Below are 21,981 nucleotides of genomic sequence, written 5' to 3'. Positions count from 1 at the left end.
CCTCCCGCCCCCGACTGTGCACCGAGAGCGGAGACATCCGAATGGCATCCACCCTCAACACCCCCCTCGTCCTGAAGTCCGGTACGTCCTGGGCCGACGCCTGGCAGCGCTGCCTCGCCGTCGCCCCCGAGGCGTTCCAGGAGGACCGCGTCCTCAACCTCTGGGGCGCCTCCTGGCGGGCGGACGGCCGGGCACTGCCCGCCACCAGCCCTGTCGACCAGAGCCCCATCGCGGGCCCGCCCCGTCTGAACGCCGCAACCGCCCACCAGGCCGTACGCGCCTCACTCGACCAGCACCGGGCGTGGCGCCACGTCCCGCTCGCCGAACGACGGGCGCGCGTCGCGGCCACCCTCGACGCCCTGACCGAGCACCGCGAGCTGCTCGCCCTCCTCCTCGTCTGGGAGATCGGCAAGCCCTGGCGGCTCGCGCAGGCCGACGTGGACCGGGCGATCGACGGCGTGCGCTGGTACGTCGACGGCATCGAGCCCATGGTGGACGGCCGGGCTCCGCTCGAAGGGCCCGTGTCCAACATCGCGAGCTGGAACTACCCGATGAGCGTGCTCGTTCACGCAATGCTGGTACAGGCATTGGCAGGGAACGCGGTCATCGCCAAGACCCCGACCGACGGCGGCGTCGCCTGCCTCACCCTGGCCGGCGCGCTCGCCGCACGTGAAGGGATTCCCGTCACCCTCGTCAGCGGCAGCGGAGGCGAGCTGTCGGAGGCGCTGGTCCGCGCGCCCGAGATCGGCTGCGTTTCCTTCGTCGGCGGCCGTGACACGGGCGCCGCGGTGGCCACCGCCGTCGCCGACCTCGGTAAGCGGCACGTACTCGAACAGGAGGGACTCAACACCTGGGGCATCTGGAACCACACGGACTGGGACGCACTGACGGCCGTCATCCCCAAGCTCTTCGACTACGGCAAGCAGCGCTGCACCGCCTACCCGCGTTTCGTCGTCCAGCGCTCGCTGTTCGACGAGTTCCTCGCCGCCTACCTCCCCGCCGTCCGCACCCTGCGGGTCGGTCACCCACTGGCCGTCGAGCACCCCGAAGACCCCTACCCCGCACTGGACTTCGGGCCCGTCATCAACGCGGCCAAGGCGAAGGAGCTGCACGACCAGGTGGCGGAGGCCATCGACCGCGGCGCCGTCCCGCTGCACCGCGGCAAGCTGACCGACGCACGCTTCCTGCCCGGCCAGGACACGGCGGCGTACGTCCAACCGGTCACGCTCCTGAACCCGCCGCCGTCCTCACCGCTGCACCACGCGGAGCCCTTCGGCCCGGTCGACACCATCGTCCTGGTCGACACCGAGGCGGAGCTGCTCGCCGCGATGAACGCGTCGAACGGCGCGCTCGTCGCCACGCTGTCCACGGACGACGAGGCGACGTACGCCCGACTGGCGCCGCAGATCCGCGCGTTCAAGGTCGGCCGCGGCAAGCCCCGCTCCCGCGGCGACCGCGACGAGCTCTTCGGCGGCCTCGGCGCGTCCTGGCGCGGCGCCTTCGTCGGCGGCGAGCTGCTCGTGCGTGCCGTCACGCAGGGGCCGGCGGGGGAGCGGCTGCCGGGCAACTTCCCCGAGTACCAGCTCGTTCCGTGAGGTGGGGGTGGGCGGTACCCGCTTCAGGGTGCCGCCCACCCGCTCGGACTCCCGAGATGATCTCGTCCACCAGCCAGTGGGCGACACCCGGTGGGTAGGGCTGGGGCAGGCCGAGCACGACGTGGTTCACGCCGATACCGATGAGCTCGGCGACGGTGGCGCGGGTGGCGGCTGGATCGTCGTACGAGACGACGACCTGTACGGAACGGGTGATCTCGCGCGGATCCCGTCCGATGTCCGCGCAGTGCACGTCCAGCACCCGACCGCGCTCGGCGACGAACTCCACACCGTGGTGCGGCGGCCCGGGGATGTTCCAGATGTCGGCCCGCTCGGCGACGAGCCGCAACAGTCGAGTCCCCCAGCCGCCGATCAGCAGGGGTGGCCCGGGCCGCTGCACCGGCTTGGGCTCGTTGCGCGTGCCCCGTAGCCGGTAGTAGCGCCCCTCGAAGTCGAAGGGGTCGTCCTCCGTCCACATCCGGCGCAGGATCTCGACCGTTTCGCCGAGCCGGGCGACCCCTTCGCCCGGCGGGACGAGGGAGAGCCCGTACGCCTCGTACTCGGCGATCGCCGGATTCTCACCGGCGATCCCGCCCGCGCCGGGCGGCTGATGGGTGCCGCCGACGCCGATGCCCATGACCAGCCGACCGCCGGAGATCACGTCCACGGTCGAGGCGATCTTCCCGAGGACGGCGGGTGGGCGGATGCGGTTGCTGGTGACGAGGAGACCGAGCCGCAGCCGCTCGGTCTGGGCGGCCAGGGCGCTGAGCAGTGTCCAACTCTCATGGATCTGGCCGTCCTCGGGGCCGCGCAGCGGAAGCAGATGGTCCCAGAGCCAGGCGTCCTCGATCTCTGGCAGGGCGTCGGCCTCCTGCCAGACGCGGCGGATGTCGTCGTAGGAGACGTGCATGGGGGTGGTCTTGATACCGAAGCGCACACGCTGATCGCTCATATCGATCAGCATAGTGAATCATCAGCATGGCTGACAATCAGTCTTCGGTACAGTTCCGGCATGACTGGTGAGCAACCTCCTGTGCCGCTCGAGTCCCGGCTGGGCTATCTGCTCAAGCACGCCCAGCAGCGGCTGGCGCGGGCGTCCGCGGAGGCGCTGGCGCCCTTCGGGATCGACGGCCACGAGCTCGCGGTGCTGGCGGTACTCGCCGCCGAGTACCCGTTGTCGCAGGTCGAGGTGGCCGGACGGCTCGGTGTCGACCGCACCACGATGGTCGCGCTCGTCGACGGCCTGGAGGACCAGGGGCTGGTCGAGCGGCGCCGCAGTCCGCGGGACCGGCGCAAGAACATCGTGGAACTGACGCCCGCGGGCCGAGACTGCCTCGACCTGGCCGAGCGCGCACGCCGAGCGATGGAACGCCGCTTCCTCGCCCCGCTGGACGAGGAGGCGGCGGCCTCGCTCGTACGAGCCCTGCAGGTCCTGGTGATGGAGGAGCGTCGGGCCGCGGAGTGACGGCGCGGGTGGGGCACTCATCGGCTCGGCGGACCCGCCGGGGCGGGCTGGAGTGAGCTCTCGGTAGACCCTCGGTGATCGACGAGTCACTCACGGTGCGCTGTCGAGTGGCCCCTCGTTCGGCCTGGTGCGGCGACTCCTAGGGCCCGGATATGCAGGTGAAAGGCACTCCGAAACCTTGGTATTGTTGTCCATGTCGCCGCGGGGAACACCCCCGGCCGGGCGACAGACACCTAGTCCGGGTGGCGGAATGGCAGACGCGCTAGCTTGAGGTGCTAGTGCCCTTTATCGGGCGTGGGGGTTCAAGTCCCCCCTCGGACACCATCATTGACGATACGCAGACGAGGGCCTCGACCTAACGGTCGCGGTCCTCTTTTCGTGTTCGTAACTGACGGTGATGCCCAGGGCTTCGTACGGTGGGTCTTTCTTGTCGGCGTCGACTCCCCGGGGCGAGGGCTGTTCGGGCACCCTGACGCCGCAGGCGGCGGCCGACATGGTGTCGGCCGCCGCCTGGCGGAAGGGATTCAGGTTCATATGCGTGGAGTGACGTGGCGTCAGCTGGACGCGCTGCCCGAGACCCACTCGCTCCACGGCATGTTCCAGTCGCTGAGGCCGTTGTCCGGGGCCAACATGGTCTTGTCCTCGGAGTTCTTGACGATCACGACGTCACCGATCATCGAGTTGTCGAAGAACCACGCGGCGGGCCGCTTGCCGTCGCCGCCGCCCCTGACGTCCTTCAGGCCCACGCAGCCGTGGCTGGTGTTGACCTTGCCGAAGACCGAGTCGGCACCCCAGTAGTTGCCGTGGATGAACGTGCCCGAGGCGGTCAGGCGCATGGCGTGCGGTACGTTGCTGATGTCGTACGCGGGCTTGCCGTCCTTCTTCGTGAGGCCGACGCTCGCACCGTTCATACGGATGTGCCTGAACTTCTCGGAGATGACCATCTGACCGTTGTACGTCGGGTGCTCGGGGCTGCCGGACGAGATCGGGATGGTCTTGATCGTCTTGCCGTCCCGTACGACGGCCATCTGCTTCGTCTTGGCGTCGACGGTGCTGATCTGGCTCCGGCCGATCTTGAACGTGACCGTCTTCTGGATGCCGTGGAGGTTGAGGTTGACGGTGACGGTGGAGCCGGGCTCCCAGTAGTTCTCGGGGCGGAAGTCCAGACGGTTGTCGTTGAACCAGTGACCGACGACCTGCTGGCCGCTGCTGGAGCTGACCTGGATCTCCGACTCCACGGCGGTCTTGTCGCCGATCGCCTTGCCGAAGTTGACCGTCACCGGCATGCCCACACCGACGGTCGAGCCGTCCTGAGGGGAGACGTGCCCGATGAAGTCGTTGGCCGGGGAGACCGTGGTGATCGTGGCGTTCCCGCTGACGGAGCTGCCCTGGGCGTCCTCGGCCTCTGCGGCGACCTGATATCTGGTGGCCCGCTCCAGCGGGCCGTCCGGCTGCCAGGACGTGCCGTCCGCGGACAGGGTGCCCGGAACCTCGGTACCGGTCGCGACGGAGGTCATGGTCACCTTGGTGAGCTTGCCGTTGCTGACGGTGACCTTTACGGGGCCGTTGATCCCGACGTCGTAGGCGCCTTCCCCGGGCGTGATCTTTATCCGGGCGTCGGAAGCGTCCTGAGCGCCCGCCTTATGTACCTGCGCCTGCGATTTCGGGCGATTCCCGGTGTCGTTGCCGCTGGTGGCAGCGTTGCTGGTACCGCCGAGCGCCGTGAGTGCGAGTACGCCCCCGAGTACGCCGGCCGTAGCCATCAGCCCGGTGTGTCGCTTACGTGCCGTGATCAAACGCTTCTCCCGTGCCGCTGGTCGTTGAATCCCTGGAGCTGGTTACCGAAGGAGTGCAACCGGCCCTGAACAACTACTTTTATGCATTCATCCTCCCTGAAGGGGTGAATTGTGGCGAAGTCCACGCGTGATGAAAGCCTCGCCGAGGCTCTGCTCGACGGCCGGATGGCGCGGAGTCGATCTGCTCTCGCCGATCGGGGCAAGCCGTACAGCGATACGGAGGCGAGGAGCCTTGATGTGACCGGCGCCTGGCCCGCCACCGGGCCGCCTCGACGCCGGAGCCGACCCCGAACCGAGGTCGTGGCCCATTCGTGGTCGCGGAACCGGTGCGCATGATGCCCCGCACTGCGTGTGACCAGGTCTACCAGGTCCGCGAGTCTTCGACCCCAAGCCTTGCAGGTCACAGCCCCGACCACCCGCCGGCCGGCATCACGGTGACCGCGGGCTGCGGGCCGAGCCCGCCCTGCGGGGCGGTCGGGTGCCCGGACCTGCCTGCTGGTCGTCCGGCGGTCGGGCGGCTCCCTTCGGTCGCGGGCGGCAGACCAAAGGTTCTGACCAGCCGGCACTGATCAACTGGTCGTAGATCACGTCCGGGGGCGTCCGAACGAGAGCCGGCCTCCCTGGCCGGCCGGCGTCGGGCGGGGCAGCGTCGGGCGGGGCAGCGTCTGAGCGGCGTCCGCGTGGTCAGGGGTGGTGCGGCGGCGCTGCGGTCGACGCGCGGATCACCGGATCGACGGGCAGGAGTACCGTCTGGGGGCCGCGGTGCCGGGGCCCGTGTCTTTCTGTCTGGGGTGTGTCCGAGGTCAGGGTCCTGGCTGCGGGACCGTAGGTCAGGGAGATCTCCTGGCTGCTGAGGTGGGGGATCGCCGGGGCTGGTGTGGCCGACATCGGCGACAGCGCCAGCTGCTCGGCGAGCACGGGCTGGTGGGACGGAGACGCGAGCACGGCGGATTCGTCAGCGGCGGCTCGGACACTCCGCCCATGCGAGCTGAATACCCGGCGGCGTTTCGTCTCACCTGGACATGGCCTCACCTGTCGGAGATCTCGGAGAGCCATGCCGTGTCCTCCGGGCCAGGCGCTTCGAGGCAGGGTGCGGGCAGTCGGCGGACCTCGCCCGTGCGCAGGGCGATCGTGGCCCGTGGCCGCATCGGCCCGTGACCCCTGCGCGAGAGCAGGACGAGTTCCCAGACCGTCGCCGTCATGGCGTCGAGCCGGGTGGCGCAGTCGGCGCTGACACGCCGCGGATCCCGGGTCCGGCCCAGGGACAGATGTGGGGTGAAGTTCTTAGCGGGCCCATGACAGCGCGGGAACCGCTGCTGCAGTACGCGGTGCAGGTCCGCCCACGGTGCCTTGCCGGCCGCCGTCGGGTCGAGCCACACGGTGGAGTACGTCCCGTGCTGGAAGGTCCGCACCCCGTCCAGTCGGGCGGTGAAGACCGGCGTCCCGGTCGTCGCTGCGGCGAGCAGCGAGGCGGCCCGCTCGAAGTCGGACTCCGGCACGAAGGGGAAGAGCACATTGACGTGCGGCGGCCAGCGGTGGATCTGCGGATCGTAGTCCCGGCGGATGTCCTGGATCGGCGGCCACAGCTCCGCGGGCGGGATCCAGGACACTGCTGTGCGGGCCGTCGGGGACAAGCCGAGGACGCCGACGGGTTCTCCCAGGCCCAAGCTCGGGTCCACTTGCGGGTTCCGCACCCGGCCGGCGCCCGACGCGTCGATGCGGTCCACGCCTGTCGTCCGGTCCCAGAGCACCTCGCCGTCCGCCTCGATGAACACCACCCGGTGCCACGGGATGTCGCCCCCGGGCACGAAGGAAGGCAGCGCGATGCGTTTGAAGGCACCCCCGCGCTGGCTGATCCCCAGCACGAACCGGGCCGGGTCGAACCGTGGGTCCCAGCGGACCCGGTGATAGATCTCGTCGCTGGTTCGCATCACGCCTCCTTTCCCGCCGTCACACCTCCTCCTCCAGGGTGCCGCGTACCGTCTCTTGGACGGCCCTCCCTCACGCATCGCGACGCATCAGGTGTGGTGCGTGACGGAGCCGGCGCCGGCGTATGCCGAGGCGAGTCGTCTCGTCAGGATCGGCGATCGGTGCGGGCGACGGGTGCAGCGGGGCGACCGTTCGCGATGTCGTGCGCAGGGAGCGGACGCGTCTCCGTCCGGACAGCCGCATGTCCCCTACCGGCCGTGCCAGGGCGGGGCGCTGATGGGCGGGCCGCCACCGCCGATGCCACCGGGCTCTTCGGCGTCGACCTCACCCAAGTCGGTCCGGCGGCCGGGCATACACTCGATCCGCTATGCCTTGGGCCGGGCATGAAGCGGGGAGTTGATGTCCATGAGCGGGGATTGGACAGGGGCGGGGCTGCCCCCGGCGGCAGCCGCGCCCATCGCGGAGGTGCGGGGCAGCGGGACGTGGTCCTCGGCGCTGTCCACCGGCGAGTTCGCCGCACTGCGCGCCGTGGGGTTCGAGCCGGTGGGCCAGGTCATGGGCTCGGCCGTCCACCACGTGGGCCGCAGCGGCCGGTACTGGGGCTATCACGACTGTCTTTACGGGGGCATGCAGTAGGCCTTCAGCAGCGCCATCGCCTTGCTCACCTCCTGGAGCCGACGAGGTGCCCCGGCCGGCTCGTCGAGGGACGTGTCAGCGCCGCAGGTGCCCCAGCACGGATCGCACCGCGTGGTCCACGGCGTGGCGCGCCTGCTCGGTATGGTCGACCGTCTCGAAACCGTGGTGGCCGAGCGGTACGTCGATCACCTCGACGTCGGCGTCGCACTCCTTGGCGGCGGCCAGGAATTCCTCGACCGTCACCGCGATCTCCGCGCGCTCCAGCTCCACTCGGGTCAACACGATCGGCAACCGCCCCGCGGTACGCACCGCGTCCGCCGGGCGGAACCGGGAGTCGACAAGCCCCCAGTTCGGCAGCGGTGCGAGTATCGGATAGCTCGCCGCGACGCATCGTAGCCACGGCGGAGGCGCCGCGAGCCAGTCCGCCGACAACAGGCCGCCGCTGGAGAAGAACCACAGCGCCACGCGGTCCCCGTCGACGCGCGGATCAGCCCGTACGAGGTCGACCGCTTCGGCCAGGTCCTCGGCGGCCCGCGCGTAGTCGGCGAGATCGTGCAGCCGATGGTCCAGCGTCACACCGACGGCACCCCTGCCCGCCACGTAGCGGCCGTAGCCGACGAAGCCCGGCCAGTCCCGGGGCGTCGGCCGCACGTCGGGGTGGATCGGGCCGCCGTGGACGAACACCACCGCCGGCCGCGGGCGGTCGGCTTCAGTGAGGTCATCGGCGAGGTCATCGGGGAGGTGATCGGCGAGGTGATCGGGGAGGTCATCCGGGAGGTAGAGGTCGACCCGTCCCACCCGCTCGCGATGCCGCTCCGGTACGTCCATCAGGAAGGGGCGAAGGTGCGCCGGCTGCTCGTCCACCGTCGCGGCCACCCGGTGCCCTTCTCCCGCGGCGGCCCGGACCAGTATCTCGGCCACCTCGTCGGGGCAGGAGAGCATCGGCCAGTGCCCGGTGTCGAGTTCGAAGAAGCTCACCCGGGGATCGGTGAGCACCTGGAAGCGAGGGTCCCCCAGTCCCACCAGGGCCTGGACCATGGCGATGCTCGAACCGTTGGCGGTGCACAGGACGCCGGTCTTCGGCAGCTCGGAGACCGCTCCCGACAGGCGGAGCGGCTGGGTGAGCGTGCCCGCCGGCTGCGGTACGGCGTCTCCCGCCAGCCGGGCCAGCACGGCGGGCGTCAGCCCGGCGACGCTTCCCCAGCGCTGCCACTCCTCAAGTGGCGGCGGGGGGATCCGCCAGTCGGCCTCGCCCGGCCCGGCCCGGTGCAGCAGCCGGTCACGGACCGCCTGGTCGGGCACCAGGGTGAGGGCCTGGTCGCCGTGCTGAGGCATGCCCGCATCCATGTGGACGATCCGCGCGATCCGCTCCGGGCGCCGGTCGGCGGCGCCGAGCACCGGGTAGATGCCGTAGCAGTGACCGACCAGCACCACCTCCGCCGCGTCCACCCGGTCGATCAGCCGCAGCAGATCGTGGATGTGCGTCTCCAGGTCCGTGTCAGGTCCCGCCTCATGGCGGCGCTCACCCGTGCCGGTCAGCGTCACCGGATACGCCTGCTCCCCCGACTCCCGCAGCCGATCGGCCACCGCCTGCCATATCCAGCCGCCGGTGTGGGCTCCCGCCACCAGGATGAATGCCGTCATCGATATCTCCTCGCACGCCGTCGTCGCAGGGCCGCCCGTACCGGCCGTCCGCGCTCGTGGGTACGGTAGGAACTCCCCCTGAGGGAGGTTCAAGCCGTGCCCCCTGAGCGCACATGGAGCATCGGAGAGCTCGCCGAGCACGCGGGCGTCACCGTCAAGACCGTCCGCTTCTACTCGGACCGCGGTCTGCTGCCCGAAGCCGCCCGCAGCGCGGGCGGCCACCGCCGCTACGGCCCCGAGGCACTCGACCGGCTCCACCTGATCCGCTCCCTGCGCACCCTCGACCTGCCGGTCCCCGAAGTAGGCCGGATCCTCGACCAGGAGGACACGCTGGAGGACGTCGTCGCGGGGCAGCTGCGGCAGATCGGCTCGCGGCTGGCTGCCCTGCGCTGGCAGGAGGCGGCCCTCCAACTGCTCCAGGAGTGTGCCCCGGAGGAACGTGCCGAGCGGCTGCGGCTGATCGGCGCCGTGTCCGTCCCGCCCAGCACGGCCGCACTGGCACGCTTCTGGCGGCGCTGGCTGCCGCCGCGGCTCCCGGCCCGGCTGGTCTCCGTCATCGTCGACCACGCGGTTCCGCAGCTTCCCGAAGGTCCGACCCCGGCCCAGGTGCTGGCCTTCACCCGGCTGCACGCCCTCGTCTCCGCCCCCTGCCCCGGCACCGGTCACGGCCAGCCCGCGGCACACCGGCCCGACGGGGGCCGCCCGGCCGTGCTCTACGACGGCCTCGTCGAGGCGTACGCGCTGGCATCGCCGCAGCTGCGGGCGGAGCGGCCACCGCACGAGGGCGAGGCACTCGACTGCTTCGTGTCCGCCTACGCCCGCTCACGCGGCACGCGGGACACGCCCGCCTTCCGCCGCGGACTCGGCCGGCTGCTGGCCGCGGATCCCCGTATCGACCGCTACTGGGAACTCACCGCCGAGCTGTCCGACCCGTCGGAACCGACCGCCGGCGCCGCCCACGACTGGCTCTGCGCCGCGTTGGACACCCAGACCGCCCGGTCGGCGCACTGAACCGGGTGCCTTCACCCGGCGTCCGGGGAGCAGGGCGTTGCCCGTCCCAGGCGACAGTCGGCACTGGCGCCCTGCGGGACCCCGGCAACTGGTCCACGGTGAGGCGCTGGAGACACAACCAGGCCGTGGTTGTCCCAGGTGCGCGATTCCCAGGTGAAGCGCGCCCCCCTTCGCCCCCACAACAAGGCGACGCGGAGCCCTAGCCTCGACATATGGACACAGACAAGGACCCCGCCGCCGAGAACGCGTTGGGAGGTTTCCTCCGCGCACGGCGTGCCCAACTGCGTCCCGAAGCCACGGGACTTCCCACGTCCGGCCGCCGCAGGGTGCCCGGCCTGCGCCGCGAAGAGGTCGCCACGCTCGCCGGTGTGAGCACCGACTACTACATGCGCCTGGAACAGGGCCGCGAACGCCACCCGTCCCAGCAGGTACTCGAAGCCGTCGCACGCGCGCTGCAACTGGACGACGAGGCGGTGGCCCACCTGTACCGCGTGGCCACCCCGACCACCCGCCGTACGCGCCGCGCGCCCCGCGTCGAACGCGTCGGCCCGCACCTGCGGCGACTCCTCGACACCTGGAGCGACACACCCGCCTTCGTCCTGGGCAACGCCCTGGACGTCCTGGCCCGCAACCGGCTCGCAGGCGCCCTGTACGCGGGCTTCACCCACTCCGACAACCTGCTGCGCATGACGTTCCTGGATCCGGTCGCGCATCACTTCTACCGTGACTGGGACCGTGCGGCCGAATCGAGTGTGGCCACACTGCGCCGGGCGGCCGGCATCGATCCGGAGGACCCGCGGCTGCGGGAGCTCGTCGGCGAACTGTCCATGAAGAGCGCCGACTTCCGCGTCCTGTGGTCCCGCCATGACGTGCGCGGCAAGACCCGCGAGGCCAAGCTCTTCCACCACGCCCAGGTCGGCGACCTGGAGCTGCACTACGAGGCGTTCACCATCAATAGCGCCCCCACCCAGCAGCTCATCGTCTACCAGGCCGAACCGGGCAGCACGTCCGCCGACGCCCTCGCCCTGCTGGGCTCGCTGAGCGCCGTACCCGTACCCGCGCAGGACACCGCGACGGGCACCGACTGAGTACGTCCTCGCGGCCCGGCGTTTCCTGGGTGTGCCAGGGCCAGGATCACGGCTCCCCACCCGGGCTGAGGCGAAGGAGAATGACTTCATGAGCGACAGCACTCCGCTGGGAGAGTTCCTCCGCGCACGGCGTGAAGCACTCAAGCCGCAGGACGTGGGCCTGCCGGAGCACGGCCGCAGGCGGGTGCCGGGGCTGCGCCGCGAGGAGGTCGCCATGCTCGCGGGCGTGAGTTCCGACTACTACATGCGCCTGGAACAGGGCCGCGAGAGCAGCCCGTCGCCGCAGGTGATCGACGCCGTCGCCGCCGCCCTCCACCTCGACGACGAGGCACTCGACCACCTGCGCAGACTCGCCCGGGCGCCCCAGGAACGCCGCGGCGTCCCCGCCGGGCACGACCGGATCAGCCCCCAGCTCCTCCAACTGCTCGACAGCCGGCGCGACACCCCCGCCTTCGTCCTGGGACCTGCCCTGGACGTCCTGGCGCACAACGCGCTCGCCGCGGCCCTGCACAGCGGATTCCAGCGGTTCGACAACCTGGCCCGCATGGTCTTCCTCGACCCGGCCGGGCGCGGCTTCTACCGGGACTGGGACAAGGCCGCGAACTCCTGCGTCGCCGAAATCCGCGCGGCCTACGGATACGACCCCGAATCCCCGCGGATCACCGAGGTCGTCGACACGCTCAGCGCGAAGAGCCCGGAATTCGCCGCACTGTGGGCACGGCACGAGGTGAAGGGCAAGACCCAGCAGGCGAAGAACCTCGCACATCCCGAGGTCGGTGACCTGGAGATCCAGTTCTCGGCGTTCACGGTCAACGGTGCTCCGCATCAGCAACTGGTCGTCTACCAGGCCGAGCCCGCCAGTTCCACCGCGGCTGCCTTCGCGGAACTCCGTTCCCGGGCCGCCCGTGGGGAATCCGCACGGACTCATCAGCGGGAAGAAACCAGCCGGGCTCTCAGAGACACCTGAGACATCAGACTTTTCCTTGGCGTGCGTACGACGTGGCCGTGCCGGGGGGACACCCCTTGCACAGGGCAGCGGCCGACGCGGCGAGTCGTTGCTCGAACCGCGTCGGCCGCCGGTCAAGGGGTGAACAAGGCCGTTCGTGGTCAGGCTCGCCGCCGGGCGCGCTCGTCGCCCTCGCGGTAGAGCACCAGGTGCTCGTGGAAGAGAACGCCGTCGCGGACGTCGCCGGTGGCGGTGAAGCCGGTGTCGTCGACATAATCGAGGTGGTTGCCGGTGACGGTGTAGCTGCCGGTGTAGGCGCTCCGGCGGTTGCCGCGGGCCTCGTCGTAGCGGCCGTTCGGCAGCAGTTCCTGGCGGATGAAGCCGTCTGCGGTCACCCACATCCCGACGTACGGGTGCGGGTCGCGGGGCGTGTCGTTGCTGGTCATGGTTCTACGGTCCGCCCGGCGGCCGGTGACAACCAGGCCGCCGTCTCCCCAGGTGAGGGCTTCCTGGGTGCCGCGCACCCACCATCGCGAGCGGCTGGGCCCTTCGTGCGGTTCGGCGGCGGCGCGGGCCGTCCCTGACCGCTCCATGCCGCAGCGGCGCGGGCCGTCCGAGACCGCCCCTCGCCCCCTCCGCTGCACGCGGCGGGACGGATCGTGGGTGCACGACACCTGGGGACACGGCGGCCTGGTTCCGGCTCCACCGCGCGACGAACCTGGTGGTCAGGCAGCCGCTGTAGCTGCCGGACTTCCGTCTCGGACCTGCATCGGTGCTCACTTCGCGCATCGGGCAGACCGATGAGCCGACTCCGCCGAGGAGCATGCGATGAGCATCACCGACACCGACATCAACACCGACATCAACACTGGTACCGGCGCCGTGAGCTGGAACCCGAAGGCCTTCGACGAGATCCTCTCGAACGACGAGGGGCGTCCCGTCCTGTTCACCAACGCCCGCATCCTGACGATGGACCCGCTGATCGGGACCATGACCGGCGCCGACCTGCTGTTCGTCGGCTCCCTGGTCGTGGGGGTCGGCCCCGCCATCGTCACCGCGGCACAGGACGACAACGCCATCGTCGTCGACTGCACCGGCATGACCATCGCCCCCGCGGTCGTGGACACCGTCGCACTGGCCGGCGGCCGCGGCCACCGCTCGGAGTACGTCGCGACGCTGACTCCGGGCAACACCCCCGACTTCCTGGTGGTGCCCGACGAACTCGCCGCCGACGTGCCGAGCGCGGTGGCCACACTCATGACCCGGCCGGAGCAGGTCCGCGCGCTCGTCGCGGCCGGTCGGCCCGTCCTGTGGGCCGGCACCGACGCGCCCGGCCGGGCCACCGCCCCCGAGACGGGCATCCCGGCCTCTCCCGACCTGACCGGCAACCCGCGGGTCGGCGTCTGGATCGACCAGAAGGACTTCCTGCACCAGGAGCTCACCGCCGACGGCCGCTACGACGAGACCCGGGGCGGCCGCCCGCACGCCTACCAGGGCCGGTACTGGATCGACGGCGACCGCATCGACTACCTGGACGACCTCGGCTTCTGGGCCTACGGAGAGTTCCAGGACGACGAACTCCACCACGCGGGCTACGTCATGAAGCTGGGCTGACCTTCCCTCCGGGCCCAGCTCAGCTCAGTCCAGCCCTCTCCCGCGTACGGCCCACTTCCCACACCCTTCCGGCCCGCTCCCCCTTTCGGAAATAGGACCCTCATGAACGTCAACGACACCACCAGTGCCGCCGTGCTCGAAGAGCTCCGGCGTCGGCCCGCCGACCGGCGGCGCATCCTGTTCACCGGCGCGACCATCGTCACCATGGACCCCGACCTCGGCGTCATCGACCGCGGCGACCTCCTCGTCGAGGGTGACACCATCGCCGCCGTCGGACCCGACCTCAGTCCGGGTGACGCCGTGGTCGTCGACGCCACCGGCACGATCCTCACCCCCGGCTTCGTCGACACCCACCGGCACGCCTGGGAGGCCCAGCTGCGCCGGATCATGCCGGACGTGGACGACCTCGGCGGCTACGTCATGGCCACCCTGGCCGGCTACGCCACGGTCTACCGGCCCGAGGACATGTACATCGGCACCCGGCTGGCCGCCCTGACCGCGATCGACAGCGGCATCACGACCATGCTCGACTTCTCCCACAACTCCCGCACCCGCGAACACTCCGACGCCGCCGTCCAGGCCCTCCTCGACACCGGCATCCGCGGCGTCCACGCCTCCATGGGCCCGCACTTCGGCGAGTGGGACCGGCAGTGGCCCGGCGACCTGACCCGCATCAAGGACCAGTACTTCAGCAGCGACGACCAGCTGCTCACCCTGCGCCTGGCGACCCTGGCCACCGACGAGATCGCCGGCCCCGCCCTCGCCTACGGCCCCGAACTCGCCCGGGTCACCAAGGACTTGGGCATCGGAGTGAGCGTGGACGCCGTCTTCGGCACATCCTCCTCCGAGGCGGTGCTGCGCTGGGCCAAGGACGGCATCCTCAGCCCCGACGTCACCCTCATCCACTCCACCGGACTGACCCCCGAGGCATGGAAGGCGATGGGGGAGACCGGCACCACCGTGGCACTGGCCCCCACGTCCGACGCGCAGATCGGCCTGGAGACCGCGATCCCCGCCGTCGACGAGGCCCTGTCCGTCGGTATCCGTCCGGGTCTGAGCATCGACGTCGAAGTCGCCCTGGCCAGCGACATGTTCACGCAGATGCGGGCCCTGCACGCCATCCAGCGGATGCGCGCGGTCAACGCCGTCTACGGCACCGATCAGCAGCCCTCCCGCATCACCACCCACGACGTGCTGGACTTCGCCACCCTTCAGGGTGCCCGCACCAACGGCCTGGCCGGCGTCACCGGTTCACTCACCCCGGGCAAGAAGGCCGACCTGTTGGTCATCCAGGCCGAAGACCTCAACAACATGCCCCTCAACGACCCGACCGGCACCGTGGTGCTGGGCTCCGACGCCCGCAACATCAGCGCCGTCCTCATCAACGGCGAGCCCCGCAAGTGGCACGGCCAGGTCCTCGACGTCGACCTGCCCACCCTGCGCAGCCAGGTACACGCCTCCCGCGAGTACGTCCTGAACACCCCGGCCGTCTGAGCATCTCCCCGCCACCCCGCCCCTTCCCCCCATCGTCCCCCGGCCGTCCCTCCCACGGCCGGGGGCACCCACTGAGTCCCACTGAGTCCCGGTGGTGCCATCGGCCGATCGTGCCCGCGCGCGAACACGCGGGGCGGCGACCAGACGCCCCCTTCTGGAGTTCCCATGTCCCACCCCACTCCCACCACGTCTCCTCACTCCACTCCCACCACGTCCCCCGGGCCCGCGGCAACCGCGCCCAGCACCCCGGACCAGCCGCCGTCCTGGGCGCCCGCCGCCCCGACCATCGCCCTGCTGACGGCACTCGGTGTCCTGATGGTCGGCCAGATGTACACCGTCCTGGCCCTGCTGCACCCCATGGCCACCACGCTCGGCGCGGCAGCGGGGCAGGTCACCTGGACGGCGACGGCGTTCGGCTTCGCCTACGCCGTCGGATTCCTCCTTGCCGGTCCGCTGTCGGACCGCTACGGTTCGCGCGCCGTGATCACGGCCGGACTCGTGGCCGCCACGGTGGCCACCCTGGCGGTCAGCGCCGCCCCCAACCTCACCTGGGCCATCGCCCTGCGCACCCTGCAGGGACTCACCACCGCGACCTTCGCGCCCTCCGCGCTCTCCTACGTCGTCCACCACATCGCGCCACAGCGCCGCGGCACCGCCCTGACCTGCATCACCAGCGGCATGTTCGCCGCCGCCGTGCTCCTGCAGATCGGCGCCCAGGCCGTCGCGGCCGGGCTCGGCTGGCGTGCGGTCTTCTGGCTCAGCGCCGTCCTCATGGCCCTGAGCCTGATCCCGGTGCGCCGCGTCCTGCGGCCCACCCTCCGCCACCGCTCCGGCGGCGGGCTGCGCCAGGCGTTCGCGGCGATGCCGCGACTGCTGGGCCGACCGCGCAGGGTCGCCCTCTACCTGTCGACCGTGGCCCTGATGTCCTCCTTCGTCGCCGTCTACACGGCGGTCGCCATCGCCGGGCCCTCCAGCATCGCCGGGAACTCCTCCGCGATCCTCGCCCTGCGGGCCAGCGCACTGCCCGCCCTGGTCGCCGTCCCCGTACTCGCCCCCGTGCTCCAGCGCCTGGCCGCACCCCTGCGCGCGGTCCTCGCCTTCGCGCTGGCCGCCGCCGCCGTCGCGGCCGGCTCCTTCCTCGGCGCTCACACCGTGCCGCTGGCCCTCGCCCTGCTCCTGTTCGTGGCAGCCGTCGCGGCAGCCGCACCCGCCGTCGTCGAGACCATCAACGCGGGCGCCCCGCACGCACGAGGCGCGGCCGTAGCCCTCTACGGATGCAGCATGTTCATCGGCGCCAGCCTGGGCCCGCAACTCACCGGCGCTCTGACCGGCCTGGGCTTCGGCGGCATCCTGCGCGTCGTCGCCGCCGCGCTCGTCCTGGGTGTCCTCCTGGCCCTGCCCGCTCTCCGCCACCAGCACACCGAATGACCCCGCGCCCGGCGCCGGATCGCATGCGGCGAAGTGGATGTGATCTCCAGATGCGAGGATGGTGACGGGAACGCCTGGCAGGCCGTAGGGGAGATGGGACGGAATGATCGGGACCGTGTTCCGAACCGAGGACGTGCCTGCGGAAGACAGATTCGACTACTGGCGGGAACTGGTCGTCCGGACACGCTCGAGCGACCTGATCAGTGCCCACACCGCCGACTACTGGGCGGAGTACCGGCTGATGGAGCTGGGCCCGGTGACCGTATGGCCGTCGTCGTTCCTGCCGACCCGCTACCGGCGGAGCGGAAAAATGGTGCGACGGTCCGACCCCGAGTCGTATCACCTGACGCTGCTGCTCGAGGGAGGGCTGGCTCTCGAGCACGCCGGACGGACCGACACGTTCGGCCCACGTGATCTGCACATGGTCGACGGCTCGCGGCCGTACGACCTCCGGCCGGCGGACGACCGGGATCGCCGTGCCGTCAAGGGGGTGGGCGTGGACTTCCCCAAGGCGTTGCTGCCCCTGCCGCCGCACCTCGTCCGGGAGTTGCTGGGCCGGGGGCTGTCGGGACGGGAGGGTACCGGCGCCCTGCTGGCAGAGTTCCTCGTGGGCTTGGACCGGCAGGCCAACACCCTGCAGCCGTCCGACGCGCCACGCCTGGGTACGGTCGTACTCGACCTGGTGTCGGCCTGGTTCGCCCAGGTACTGGACGCGGAGGCCGCCCTTCCGCAGGAGTCGCGCCGGCGGGCCACAGCGCAACGCATCCAGGCGTTCATCCGGCAGAACCTCCACGACCCGGAGCTGACGCCGTCCGCGATCGCCGCCGCGCACCACATCTCCCGCAGCTACCTGTACCGGATCTTTCAACAGGAGTCGCAGGGCGAAACGGTCGCGGCCTGGATCCGCGGCCGGCGATTGGAAAGCGCCCGCCGTGACTTGGCCGACTCCTCACTGGGCAGCACGCCGATCCACGCCGTCGCCGCCCGCTGGGGCTTCCCCCGTGCCTCCGAATTCACCCGCGCCTTCCGCACCGCTTACGGGTGCTCCCCGAGGGAGTACCGGCTCCAGGCACTGTCCGAGCTCGAGGGTGCGAGACACCTGGCGCAGGAGGTCTTCCCGTCACGGTGCGGCGACGATCTGGACGCAGACGGGCAAGCCGGTGGCGGCGTCGTGGTGGACGGGGATCGAGATCGCCGGTTGGCCCGTCACGTTGAACACTGACGTGAACACCCCCATCGGGTAGCTGTTCGGTCGAACGGGCCGATCGGCGAGCGCATCACGAGCGGTCCCTTCTGAGGCCATGCGGGTACTGCGCCCGGGCGGGCAGTTGCTCGTCGCCGACTTCTGGCCCATGGCCAGGAAGTACGCCGAGCACATCGGCCAGGGCACGCTGCGCGGACTCGGCCCCGAGTACTGGTACAGCGGTCCGTGGCTCGGCATCACACTGCTGCGTGCAGTCAAGGAGCACTGAGCATGTCGCACGGCTCCTGAGCTGAGCATCTTTCCCTCCGCACGCGGAAGCGCGACAGATGAGCCGTCTACTATGGCGCTACGTACTCGGCGGCGAGAGGGAGTCGGGCCATGCGGCGGCTGGGGGACCTGGAGGCGGAGATCATGGATCGCCTCTGGACGTGGGACCGTCCGGCGACCGTGCGCGAGGTCGTCGACGACATCAACAAGACCCGCCCCCTCGCGTACACCACGGTGATGACCGTCACCAACATCCTCTACACGAAGGGCTGGCTGCTGCGGGGCAAGCAGGGCCGCGCCTGGCTGTACGCGCCGGTCCGCAGCCGGGAGGCCTACGCCGCCGCACTCATGGAGGACGGCCTGGGGGAGAGCAAGGACCGCTCGGCCGCGCTGCTCCAGTTCGTGGAGAACATGTCGGAGGAAGAAGTGGCCGCTCTGCGCAGGGTTCTGCGGAACGTGGGCCGACAGGCGAAGCGGTGAACGCCGCCCCCGTCCTGGTCGGCTGCACGGCGGCCGTGCTCAGGGGCTTCTCCACCGCCGACGGTCAAGGCTTCGCCATGTGGCACCGGTCGCTGAGCGGACGGGAGTTGTCCTACGTACTAAGGGAGTAAGTAGTACGACCGGCGAAGGGAAACTCCGTGATCCAGCGACGCATCGTCCTCCTCTCGGCCGCAGGGCTCGCCTCCGCGTTCCTTCTGGCGGCATGCGGCGGCTCGACGGAGAACACCTCCACCGGTACGGGCCCCGGCAGCGCCGTTCCGGTCGCCACGGCCGCGTCGGACTCCGCGTCCCCCGTACCGACCGCCCCGCAGTCCGTGACCTCCGCACCGGCCGGCAGCGGGGACACGGCCACGACCACCACGGTGGTGGCCAGGGCGGTCCAGGGCGTGGGCAGCGTGGTGACCGACGACAAGGGGATGACCCTCTACCGCTACGACAAGGACCAGGCGAACCCATCCAAGTGGACGTGCGCCGGTGAGTGTACGAAGACGTGGGTACCCGTCATAGTGCAGGACTCCGTGCAGACCACGGGGGTGGAGAAGAGCCTTCTCGGCACGGTCCACCGGAACGGCGAGACGCAGCTCACCCTTGGTGGCTGGCCGCTGTACCGATACGTGGGTGACACGCAGGCCGGACAGCTGAACGGCCAGGCCAAGGGCGGGATGTGGTACGCCGTCACGCCCTCCGGGGCGAAGTCCACCACGACGGGCTGAGCGCAGACGGGTCTCGGTGCGGCAGCCGGTCCTGAGTAGCCGAAGATCCCCAGGTGGGTCGGCTCTCCCTCGGTGGAGCCGGGATGAAGCACGCCGGGTGCGGTGTCACCTCCGTCACCGATGGTGGCGACGGGCGCCGCGGGGAGCGATGTCGGCACCCTAGGCTTCGACCCGGCACCGCCCTCGATCCCAGGAGCGCACACCATGTTCGACCCCGCACCGGAGTATCCGTACCCCGACGTCCATCGACCGGATGAAGCGCCCGCCCCGCACGCGCTTCTCGCACCGGTGATCGGACTCCTGGGTACCTGGCACGGGCGGGGTCACGGCGGGTATCCCACGCTCGCCGGGGATTTCGCGTACGCGCAGGAGGTCACCTTCAGCCACGACGGCCGCCCCTTCCTTCGCTACGAGGCCCGAGCCTGGTTGCTGGACGCCGACGACACACCACTGCGCCCGTCCGCTCGGGAGAGCGGCTGGTGGCGGCTGCAGCCCGAAGGACGGGTGGAGGCGCTGACCACCCAGCCCACCGGCATCGCCGAGATCGCCGTCGGCCGTGCGGCCGACAACACGGTCGAGCTCTCCACCCGCGAGGTGGCCCTTACGCCCACGGCCAAGGAGGTCAACGCCACCCGCCGGACCTACTCACTGATCGACGACACGCTCACGTTCGTCCACGACCTCGCGGCGATGGGGCAGCCGTTGCAGCACCACCTCTCCGCGACGCTGCGGCGCAGGGGGTAGGCCCGCACTCGCCGTCACGTGCATGGGGATGTCCGGTCGGGAAGCGGCGGGCGTGGCGGAGATGCGGGTCACTCGGGTGCGGCAGCTGCCAGACGGCCGCGCAGTACGGCCTCGATTTCCGTGGCGTCGCCGGTCGTCGGGAGGGGGCAGGGGGTCTCGGCGCCGTTTTCCATGACGAAACTGCCCAGGAAAACCACGCTGGTTGCCGAGGGCGCGCGCAGGGTTGAGGCCCGTTCGCCCCCGGGCTGCGGTCGGCCGACGCCGGGGCGCAGGGTATATGTGCGTGATCTGAGTCACGTCAGGTTCCCGTCAGTGAAGTGACCCGTAGCTGTCAGTCCGCTCCGATCTCATGGGGCCCAGAGCCCCTCTGAGACCCCGCTCCCCGATCCGAGGGAGCCCCCCCCCACCGAGGAGTGACATGGCTGAGACACTGACGGGAACCGCGAGCGACGCCGTCGAGGAGATCCCCGAGTTCGTGCCGCCCAGGGCGGCCGCCTGTCCGTTCGCGCCGCCGCCGGTCCTTGCGGAGATCCGCGAGGCGAAGCCGATCAGCAAGGTGCGGATCTGGGACCGCAGCACGCCCTGGCTCATCACCCGCCACGAGGATCTGCGGGCCGTCCTCGGCGACTCCCGCGTCAGCGTCGACGACAAGCGGCCCGGCTTTCCGTTCCCGAAGAAGGCCATGGCGGAGAACGCGCACCACCACCCCGACACGCTCTTCAACACGGACGCCCCTGTCCACACCCGGCTCCGCCGGATGCTGACCTCCTCCTTCACCGCCAAGCGGATGGCGGCCCTGCGCCCCGCCATCCAGAAGGTCACCGACGAGCACATCGACGCGATGCTGGCCGGACCGAAGCCGGCCGACCTGGTCCAGGCGCTGGGTCTGCCCATTCCGACGCTGATGATCTGCGAACTGCTCGGAGTCCCGTACGAGGACCACGAGTTCTTCCAGTACCACGCCACTGTCGCGGTCAGTCAGACGTCATCGGCCGAGCAGGACCGTGAGTCGAGCGTCGCGCTCGGCGAGTACCTGGCCCGGCAGATCCACGCCAAGACGGACAACCCCGCCGAGGACACGCTGTCCGACCTGGCGGCCCTGGTGAAGGCAGGCGAACTGACCATGGGCGAGGCGTCCCTCATGGCCGTCATCCTGCTCATCGCCGGGCACGAGACCAGCGCGAACATGATCGCGCTGGGCACCCTCGCCCTGCTGGAGCACCCGGAGCAGCTGGCCCTGTTGCGCGAGACGGACGATCCCAAGGTCGTGGCCGGAGCGGTGGAGGAACTGCTGCGTTATCTGACCATCGCCCACACCGGCCAGCGCCGGATCGCCTTGGCGGACATCGAGATCGGCGGTGAGGTCATCCGCGCCGGGGACGGCATCATCGTCTCCCTCCCCGCCGCCAACTGGGACCCGGAAGCCTTCCCGGAGCCCGACCGCCTCGACCTGCTCCGCGATGCCCGCCAGCACAACGCGTTCGCCTTCGGCGTCCATCAGTGCCTGGGCCAGCAGCTCGCGCGAGTGGAGCTCCAGGTCGTCTACGGCACGCTCTACCGGCGCGTGCCCACGCTGCGACTGGCCACCACGCTGGACGAGATCGACTTCAAGGAGGACGCGCTGGCGTACGGCGTCGCCGCGCTGCCGGTCACCTGGTAGCCCGCGGCTTTCCGGGCAGGCGGCATGCCTGGTGGTGTCACGCACCGCTCCGGCTGCGCTATGATTGATCTTGAGCAGCCCGCCGGAACATCTCGGCGGTAGGCCTCGCGTTGGTGGTCCAAGGAAAGACGCCCCGCTTCCTGCGGGGAGATGCAGGTGCAAGGCCTGCCCGGCGCTCCACAGCCCCGCCTCCTGTGTTCCGGAGGCGGGGCTTGTTTCATTTCGCCTCCGGCCCCTGGCCCCCTGTGC

Annotated in this window: 22 protein-coding genes and 1 tRNA gene; 17 read left to right on the top strand and 6 right to left on the bottom strand. The window is 70.7% G+C overall.

The genetic code is table 11. The annotated features are described in order from the left end of the window. The first annotated feature begins 41 nt into the window (after positions 1–41). Positions 42–1,595: an aldehyde dehydrogenase family protein gene (locus tag OG568_RS11295; protein ID WP_329531372.1), complete on the top strand. Its 1,554-nt coding sequence runs from the start codon at positions 42–44 to the stop codon at positions 1,593–1,595. On the opposite strand, the gene OG568_RS11290 is transcribed toward OG568_RS11295, so the two are convergent. After that, positions 1,531–2,544, bottom strand: coding sequence for an LLM class flavin-dependent oxidoreductase (locus OG568_RS11290; protein ID WP_329531371.1), 1,014 nt, complete (start codon positions 2,542–2,544; stop codon positions 1,531–1,533). The genes OG568_RS11295 and OG568_RS11290 overlap by 65 nt on opposite strands. A 60-nt stretch (positions 2,545–2,604) precedes the next feature. Between OG568_RS11290 and OG568_RS11285 the strand changes: the two genes are divergently transcribed. Together OG568_RS11285 and OG568_RS11280 are read left to right on the top strand one after the other, a co-directional pair. Beyond that, positions 2,605–3,057, top strand: a complete 453-nt coding sequence (locus OG568_RS11285) for a MarR family winged helix-turn-helix transcriptional regulator (RefSeq protein ID WP_329531370.1) — start codon at positions 2,605–2,607, stop codon at positions 3,055–3,057. Positions 3,058–3,293: 236 nt separating this feature from the next. Beyond that, a tRNA-Leu gene (locus tag OG568_RS11280) sits at positions 3,294–3,381 on the top strand. 230 nt (positions 3,382–3,611) lie between these two features. On the opposite strand, the gene OG568_RS11275 is transcribed toward OG568_RS11280, so the two are convergent. The 3 genes from OG568_RS11275 to OG568_RS11265 all read right to left on the bottom strand — a co-directional run bounded on the left by OG568_RS11275 (position 3,612) and on the right by OG568_RS11265 (position 6,784). Further along, positions 3,612–4,820 carry a L,D-transpeptidase gene (locus tag OG568_RS11275; RefSeq protein ID WP_329531369.1) on the bottom strand — a complete coding sequence of 403 codons (1,209 nt, stop codon included), beginning with the start codon at positions 4,818–4,820 and terminating at the stop codon, positions 3,612–3,614. A 717-nt stretch (positions 4,821–5,537) separates the two neighbouring features. Then, positions 5,538–5,798 carry a hypothetical protein gene (locus tag OG568_RS11270; protein WP_329531368.1) on the bottom strand — a complete coding sequence of 87 codons (261 nt, stop codon included), beginning with the start codon at positions 5,796–5,798 and terminating at the stop codon, positions 5,538–5,540. An 83-nt stretch (positions 5,799–5,881) separates the two neighbouring features. Continuing rightward, on the bottom strand, positions 5,882–6,784 hold the full coding sequence (locus OG568_RS11265) for an RNA repair domain-containing protein (protein WP_329531367.1): 903 nt from the start codon (positions 6,782–6,784) through the stop codon (positions 5,882–5,884). 403 nt (positions 6,785–7,187) lie between these two features. Here OG568_RS11265 and OG568_RS11260 point away from each other — a divergent pair, with 403 nt between their 5' ends. Then, positions 7,188–7,418, top strand: a complete 231-nt coding sequence (locus OG568_RS11260; protein WP_329531366.1) for a hypothetical protein — start codon at positions 7,188–7,190, stop codon at positions 7,416–7,418. 75 nt (positions 7,419–7,493) lie between these two features. Here the strand turns inward: OG568_RS11260 and OG568_RS11255 are convergent, their stop codons facing one another. Further along, positions 7,494–9,062 carry an alpha/beta hydrolase gene (locus OG568_RS11255; protein WP_329531365.1) on the bottom strand — a complete coding sequence of 523 codons (1,569 nt, stop codon included), beginning with the start codon at positions 9,060–9,062 and terminating at the stop codon, positions 7,494–7,496. Positions 9,063–9,158: 96 nt separating this feature from the next. On the opposite strand from OG568_RS11255, the gene OG568_RS11250 reads away from it, so the two are divergent. The 3 genes from OG568_RS11250 to OG568_RS11240 all read left to right on the top strand — a co-directional run bounded on the left by OG568_RS11250 (position 9,159) and on the right by OG568_RS11240 (position 12,128). Beyond that, on the top strand, positions 9,159–10,073 hold the full coding sequence (locus OG568_RS11250; RefSeq protein ID WP_329531364.1) for a helix-turn-helix domain-containing protein: 915 nt from the start codon (positions 9,159–9,161) through the stop codon (positions 10,071–10,073). A 212-nt stretch (positions 10,074–10,285) separates the two neighbouring features. Further along, complete coding sequence (locus tag OG568_RS11245; protein WP_329531363.1) at positions 10,286–11,161, top strand: helix-turn-helix transcriptional regulator; 876 nt, start codon at positions 10,286–10,288, stop codon at positions 11,159–11,161. An 88-nt stretch (positions 11,162–11,249) separates the two neighbouring features. Further along, complete coding sequence (locus OG568_RS11240; RefSeq protein ID WP_329531362.1) at positions 11,250–12,128, top strand: helix-turn-helix transcriptional regulator; 879 nt, start codon at positions 11,250–11,252, stop codon at positions 12,126–12,128. 140 nt (positions 12,129–12,268) lie between these two features. Here OG568_RS11240 and OG568_RS11235 read toward each other — a convergent pair whose 3' ends face one another. Then, on the bottom strand, positions 12,269–12,553 hold the full coding sequence (locus tag OG568_RS11235) for an Atu4866 domain-containing protein (protein WP_266588026.1): 285 nt from the start codon (positions 12,551–12,553) through the stop codon (positions 12,269–12,271). 382 nt (positions 12,554–12,935) lie between these two features. Here OG568_RS11235 and OG568_RS11230 point away from each other — a divergent pair, with 382 nt between their 5' ends. The 10 genes from OG568_RS11230 to OG568_RS11185 all read left to right on the top strand — a co-directional run bounded on the left by OG568_RS11230 (position 12,936) and on the right by OG568_RS11185 (position 21,732). Further along, positions 12,936–13,721, top strand: coding sequence for an Atu4866 domain-containing protein (locus tag OG568_RS11230; RefSeq protein ID WP_329531361.1), 786 nt, complete (start codon positions 12,936–12,938; stop codon positions 13,719–13,721). A 102-nt stretch (positions 13,722–13,823) separates the two neighbouring features. Then, the gene (locus OG568_RS11225) at positions 13,824–15,215 is read left to right on the top strand and encodes an amidohydrolase family protein (protein WP_329531360.1); all 1,392 of its coding nucleotides are present in this window, start codon (positions 13,824–13,826) and stop codon (positions 15,213–15,215) included. A gap of 165 nt (positions 15,216–15,380) precedes the next feature. Then, entirely contained in the window at positions 15,381–16,643 is a 1,263-nt protein-coding gene (locus tag OG568_RS11220; RefSeq protein WP_329531359.1) for an MFS transporter, read from the top strand. 103 nt (positions 16,644–16,746) lie between these two features. Further along, entirely contained in the window at positions 16,747–17,865 is a 1,119-nt protein-coding gene (locus OG568_RS11215) for a helix-turn-helix transcriptional regulator (RefSeq protein WP_329531358.1), read from the top strand. A 79-nt stretch (positions 17,866–17,944) separates the two neighbouring features. After that, the gene (locus tag OG568_RS11210; RefSeq protein ID WP_329531357.1) at positions 17,945–18,115 is read left to right on the top strand and encodes a hypothetical protein; all 171 of its coding nucleotides are present in this window, start codon (positions 17,945–17,947) and stop codon (positions 18,113–18,115) included. A gap of 110 nt (positions 18,116–18,225) precedes the next feature. Then, positions 18,226–18,594 (top strand): BlaI/MecI/CopY family transcriptional regulator, encoded by a 369-nt coding sequence (locus OG568_RS11205; protein WP_329531356.1) that lies wholly within the window; start codon positions 18,226–18,228, stop codon positions 18,592–18,594. Beyond that, the gene (locus OG568_RS11200; RefSeq protein ID WP_329531355.1) at positions 18,591–18,725 is read left to right on the top strand and encodes a hypothetical protein; all 135 of its coding nucleotides are present in this window, start codon (positions 18,591–18,593) and stop codon (positions 18,723–18,725) included. Before OG568_RS11205 ends, OG568_RS11200 begins: the two co-directional genes overlap by 4 nt. 27 nt (positions 18,726–18,752) lie before the next feature. Then, entirely contained in the window at positions 18,753–19,328 is a 576-nt protein-coding gene (locus tag OG568_RS11195) for a hypothetical protein (RefSeq protein ID WP_329531354.1), read from the top strand. A gap of 204 nt (positions 19,329–19,532) precedes the next feature. After that, complete coding sequence (locus OG568_RS11190) at positions 19,533–20,072, top strand: FABP family protein (RefSeq protein ID WP_329531353.1); 540 nt, start codon at positions 19,533–19,535, stop codon at positions 20,070–20,072. Between the two features lie 418 nt (positions 20,073–20,490). Next, positions 20,491–21,732 carry a cytochrome P450 gene (locus OG568_RS11185; RefSeq protein ID WP_329531352.1) on the top strand — a complete coding sequence of 414 codons (1,242 nt, stop codon included), beginning with the start codon at positions 20,491–20,493 and terminating at the stop codon, positions 21,730–21,732. Positions 21,733–21,981: the final 249 nt, after the last annotated feature.

Origin of the sequence: Streptomyces sp. NBC_01450 (assembly GCF_036227505.1) — a bacterium.
Taxonomy (GTDB): Bacteria; Actinomycetota; Actinomycetes; order Streptomycetales; family Streptomycetaceae; genus Streptomyces.
This window is presented reverse-complemented; position numbering and strand designations above follow the sequence as displayed.

Bases quoted from the DNA above. Each gene is read 5' to 3' on its own strand.
- OG568_RS11190 (WP_329531353.1), top strand. From the start codon at position 19,533: ATGTTCGACCCCGCACCGGAGTATCCGTACCCCGACGTCCATCGACCG.
- OG568_RS11225 (WP_329531360.1), top strand. From the start codon at position 13,824: ATGAACGTCAACGACACCACCAGTGCCGCCGTGCTCGAAGAGCTCCGG.
- OG568_RS11295 (WP_329531372.1), top strand. From the start codon at position 42: ATGGCATCCACCCTCAACACCCCCCTCGTCCTGAAGTCCGGTACGTCC.
- OG568_RS11230 (WP_329531361.1), top strand. From the start codon at position 12,936: ATGAGCATCACCGACACCGACATCAACACCGACATCAACACTGGTACC.
- OG568_RS11210 (WP_329531357.1), top strand. From the start codon at position 17,945: ATGCGGGTACTGCGCCCGGGCGGGCAGTTGCTCGTCGCCGACTTCTGG.
- OG568_RS11220 (WP_329531359.1), top strand. From the start codon at position 15,381: ATGTCCCACCCCACTCCCACCACGTCTCCTCACTCCACTCCCACCACG.
- OG568_RS11245 (WP_329531363.1), top strand. From the start codon at position 10,286: ATGGACACAGACAAGGACCCCGCCGCCGAGAACGCGTTGGGAGGTTTC.
- OG568_RS11290 (WP_329531371.1), bottom strand. From the start codon at position 2,544: ATGAGCGATCAGCGTGTGCGCTTCGGTATCAAGACCACCCCCATGCAC.
- OG568_RS11285 (WP_329531370.1), top strand. From the start codon at position 2,605: ATGACTGGTGAGCAACCTCCTGTGCCGCTCGAGTCCCGGCTGGGCTAT.
- OG568_RS11185 (WP_329531352.1), top strand. From the start codon at position 20,491: ATGGCTGAGACACTGACGGGAACCGCGAGCGACGCCGTCGAGGAGATC.
- OG568_RS11260 (WP_329531366.1), top strand. From the start codon at position 7,188: ATGAGCGGGGATTGGACAGGGGCGGGGCTGCCCCCGGCGGCAGCCGCG.
- OG568_RS11235 (WP_266588026.1), bottom strand. From the start codon at position 12,553: ATGACCAGCAACGACACGCCCCGCGACCCGCACCCGTACGTCGGGATG.
- OG568_RS11255 (WP_329531365.1), bottom strand. From the start codon at position 9,062: ATGACGGCATTCATCCTGGTGGCGGGAGCCCACACCGGCGGCTGGATA.
- OG568_RS11205 (WP_329531356.1), top strand. From the start codon at position 18,226: ATGCGGCGGCTGGGGGACCTGGAGGCGGAGATCATGGATCGCCTCTGG.
- OG568_RS11275 (WP_329531369.1), bottom strand. From the start codon at position 4,820: ATGGCTACGGCCGGCGTACTCGGGGGCGTACTCGCACTCACGGCGCTC.
- OG568_RS11240 (WP_329531362.1), top strand. From the start codon at position 11,250: ATGAGCGACAGCACTCCGCTGGGAGAGTTCCTCCGCGCACGGCGTGAA.
- OG568_RS11265 (WP_329531367.1), bottom strand. From the start codon at position 6,784: ATGCGAACCAGCGACGAGATCTATCACCGGGTCCGCTGGGACCCACGG.
- OG568_RS11215 (WP_329531358.1), top strand. From the start codon at position 16,747: ATGATCGGGACCGTGTTCCGAACCGAGGACGTGCCTGCGGAAGACAGA.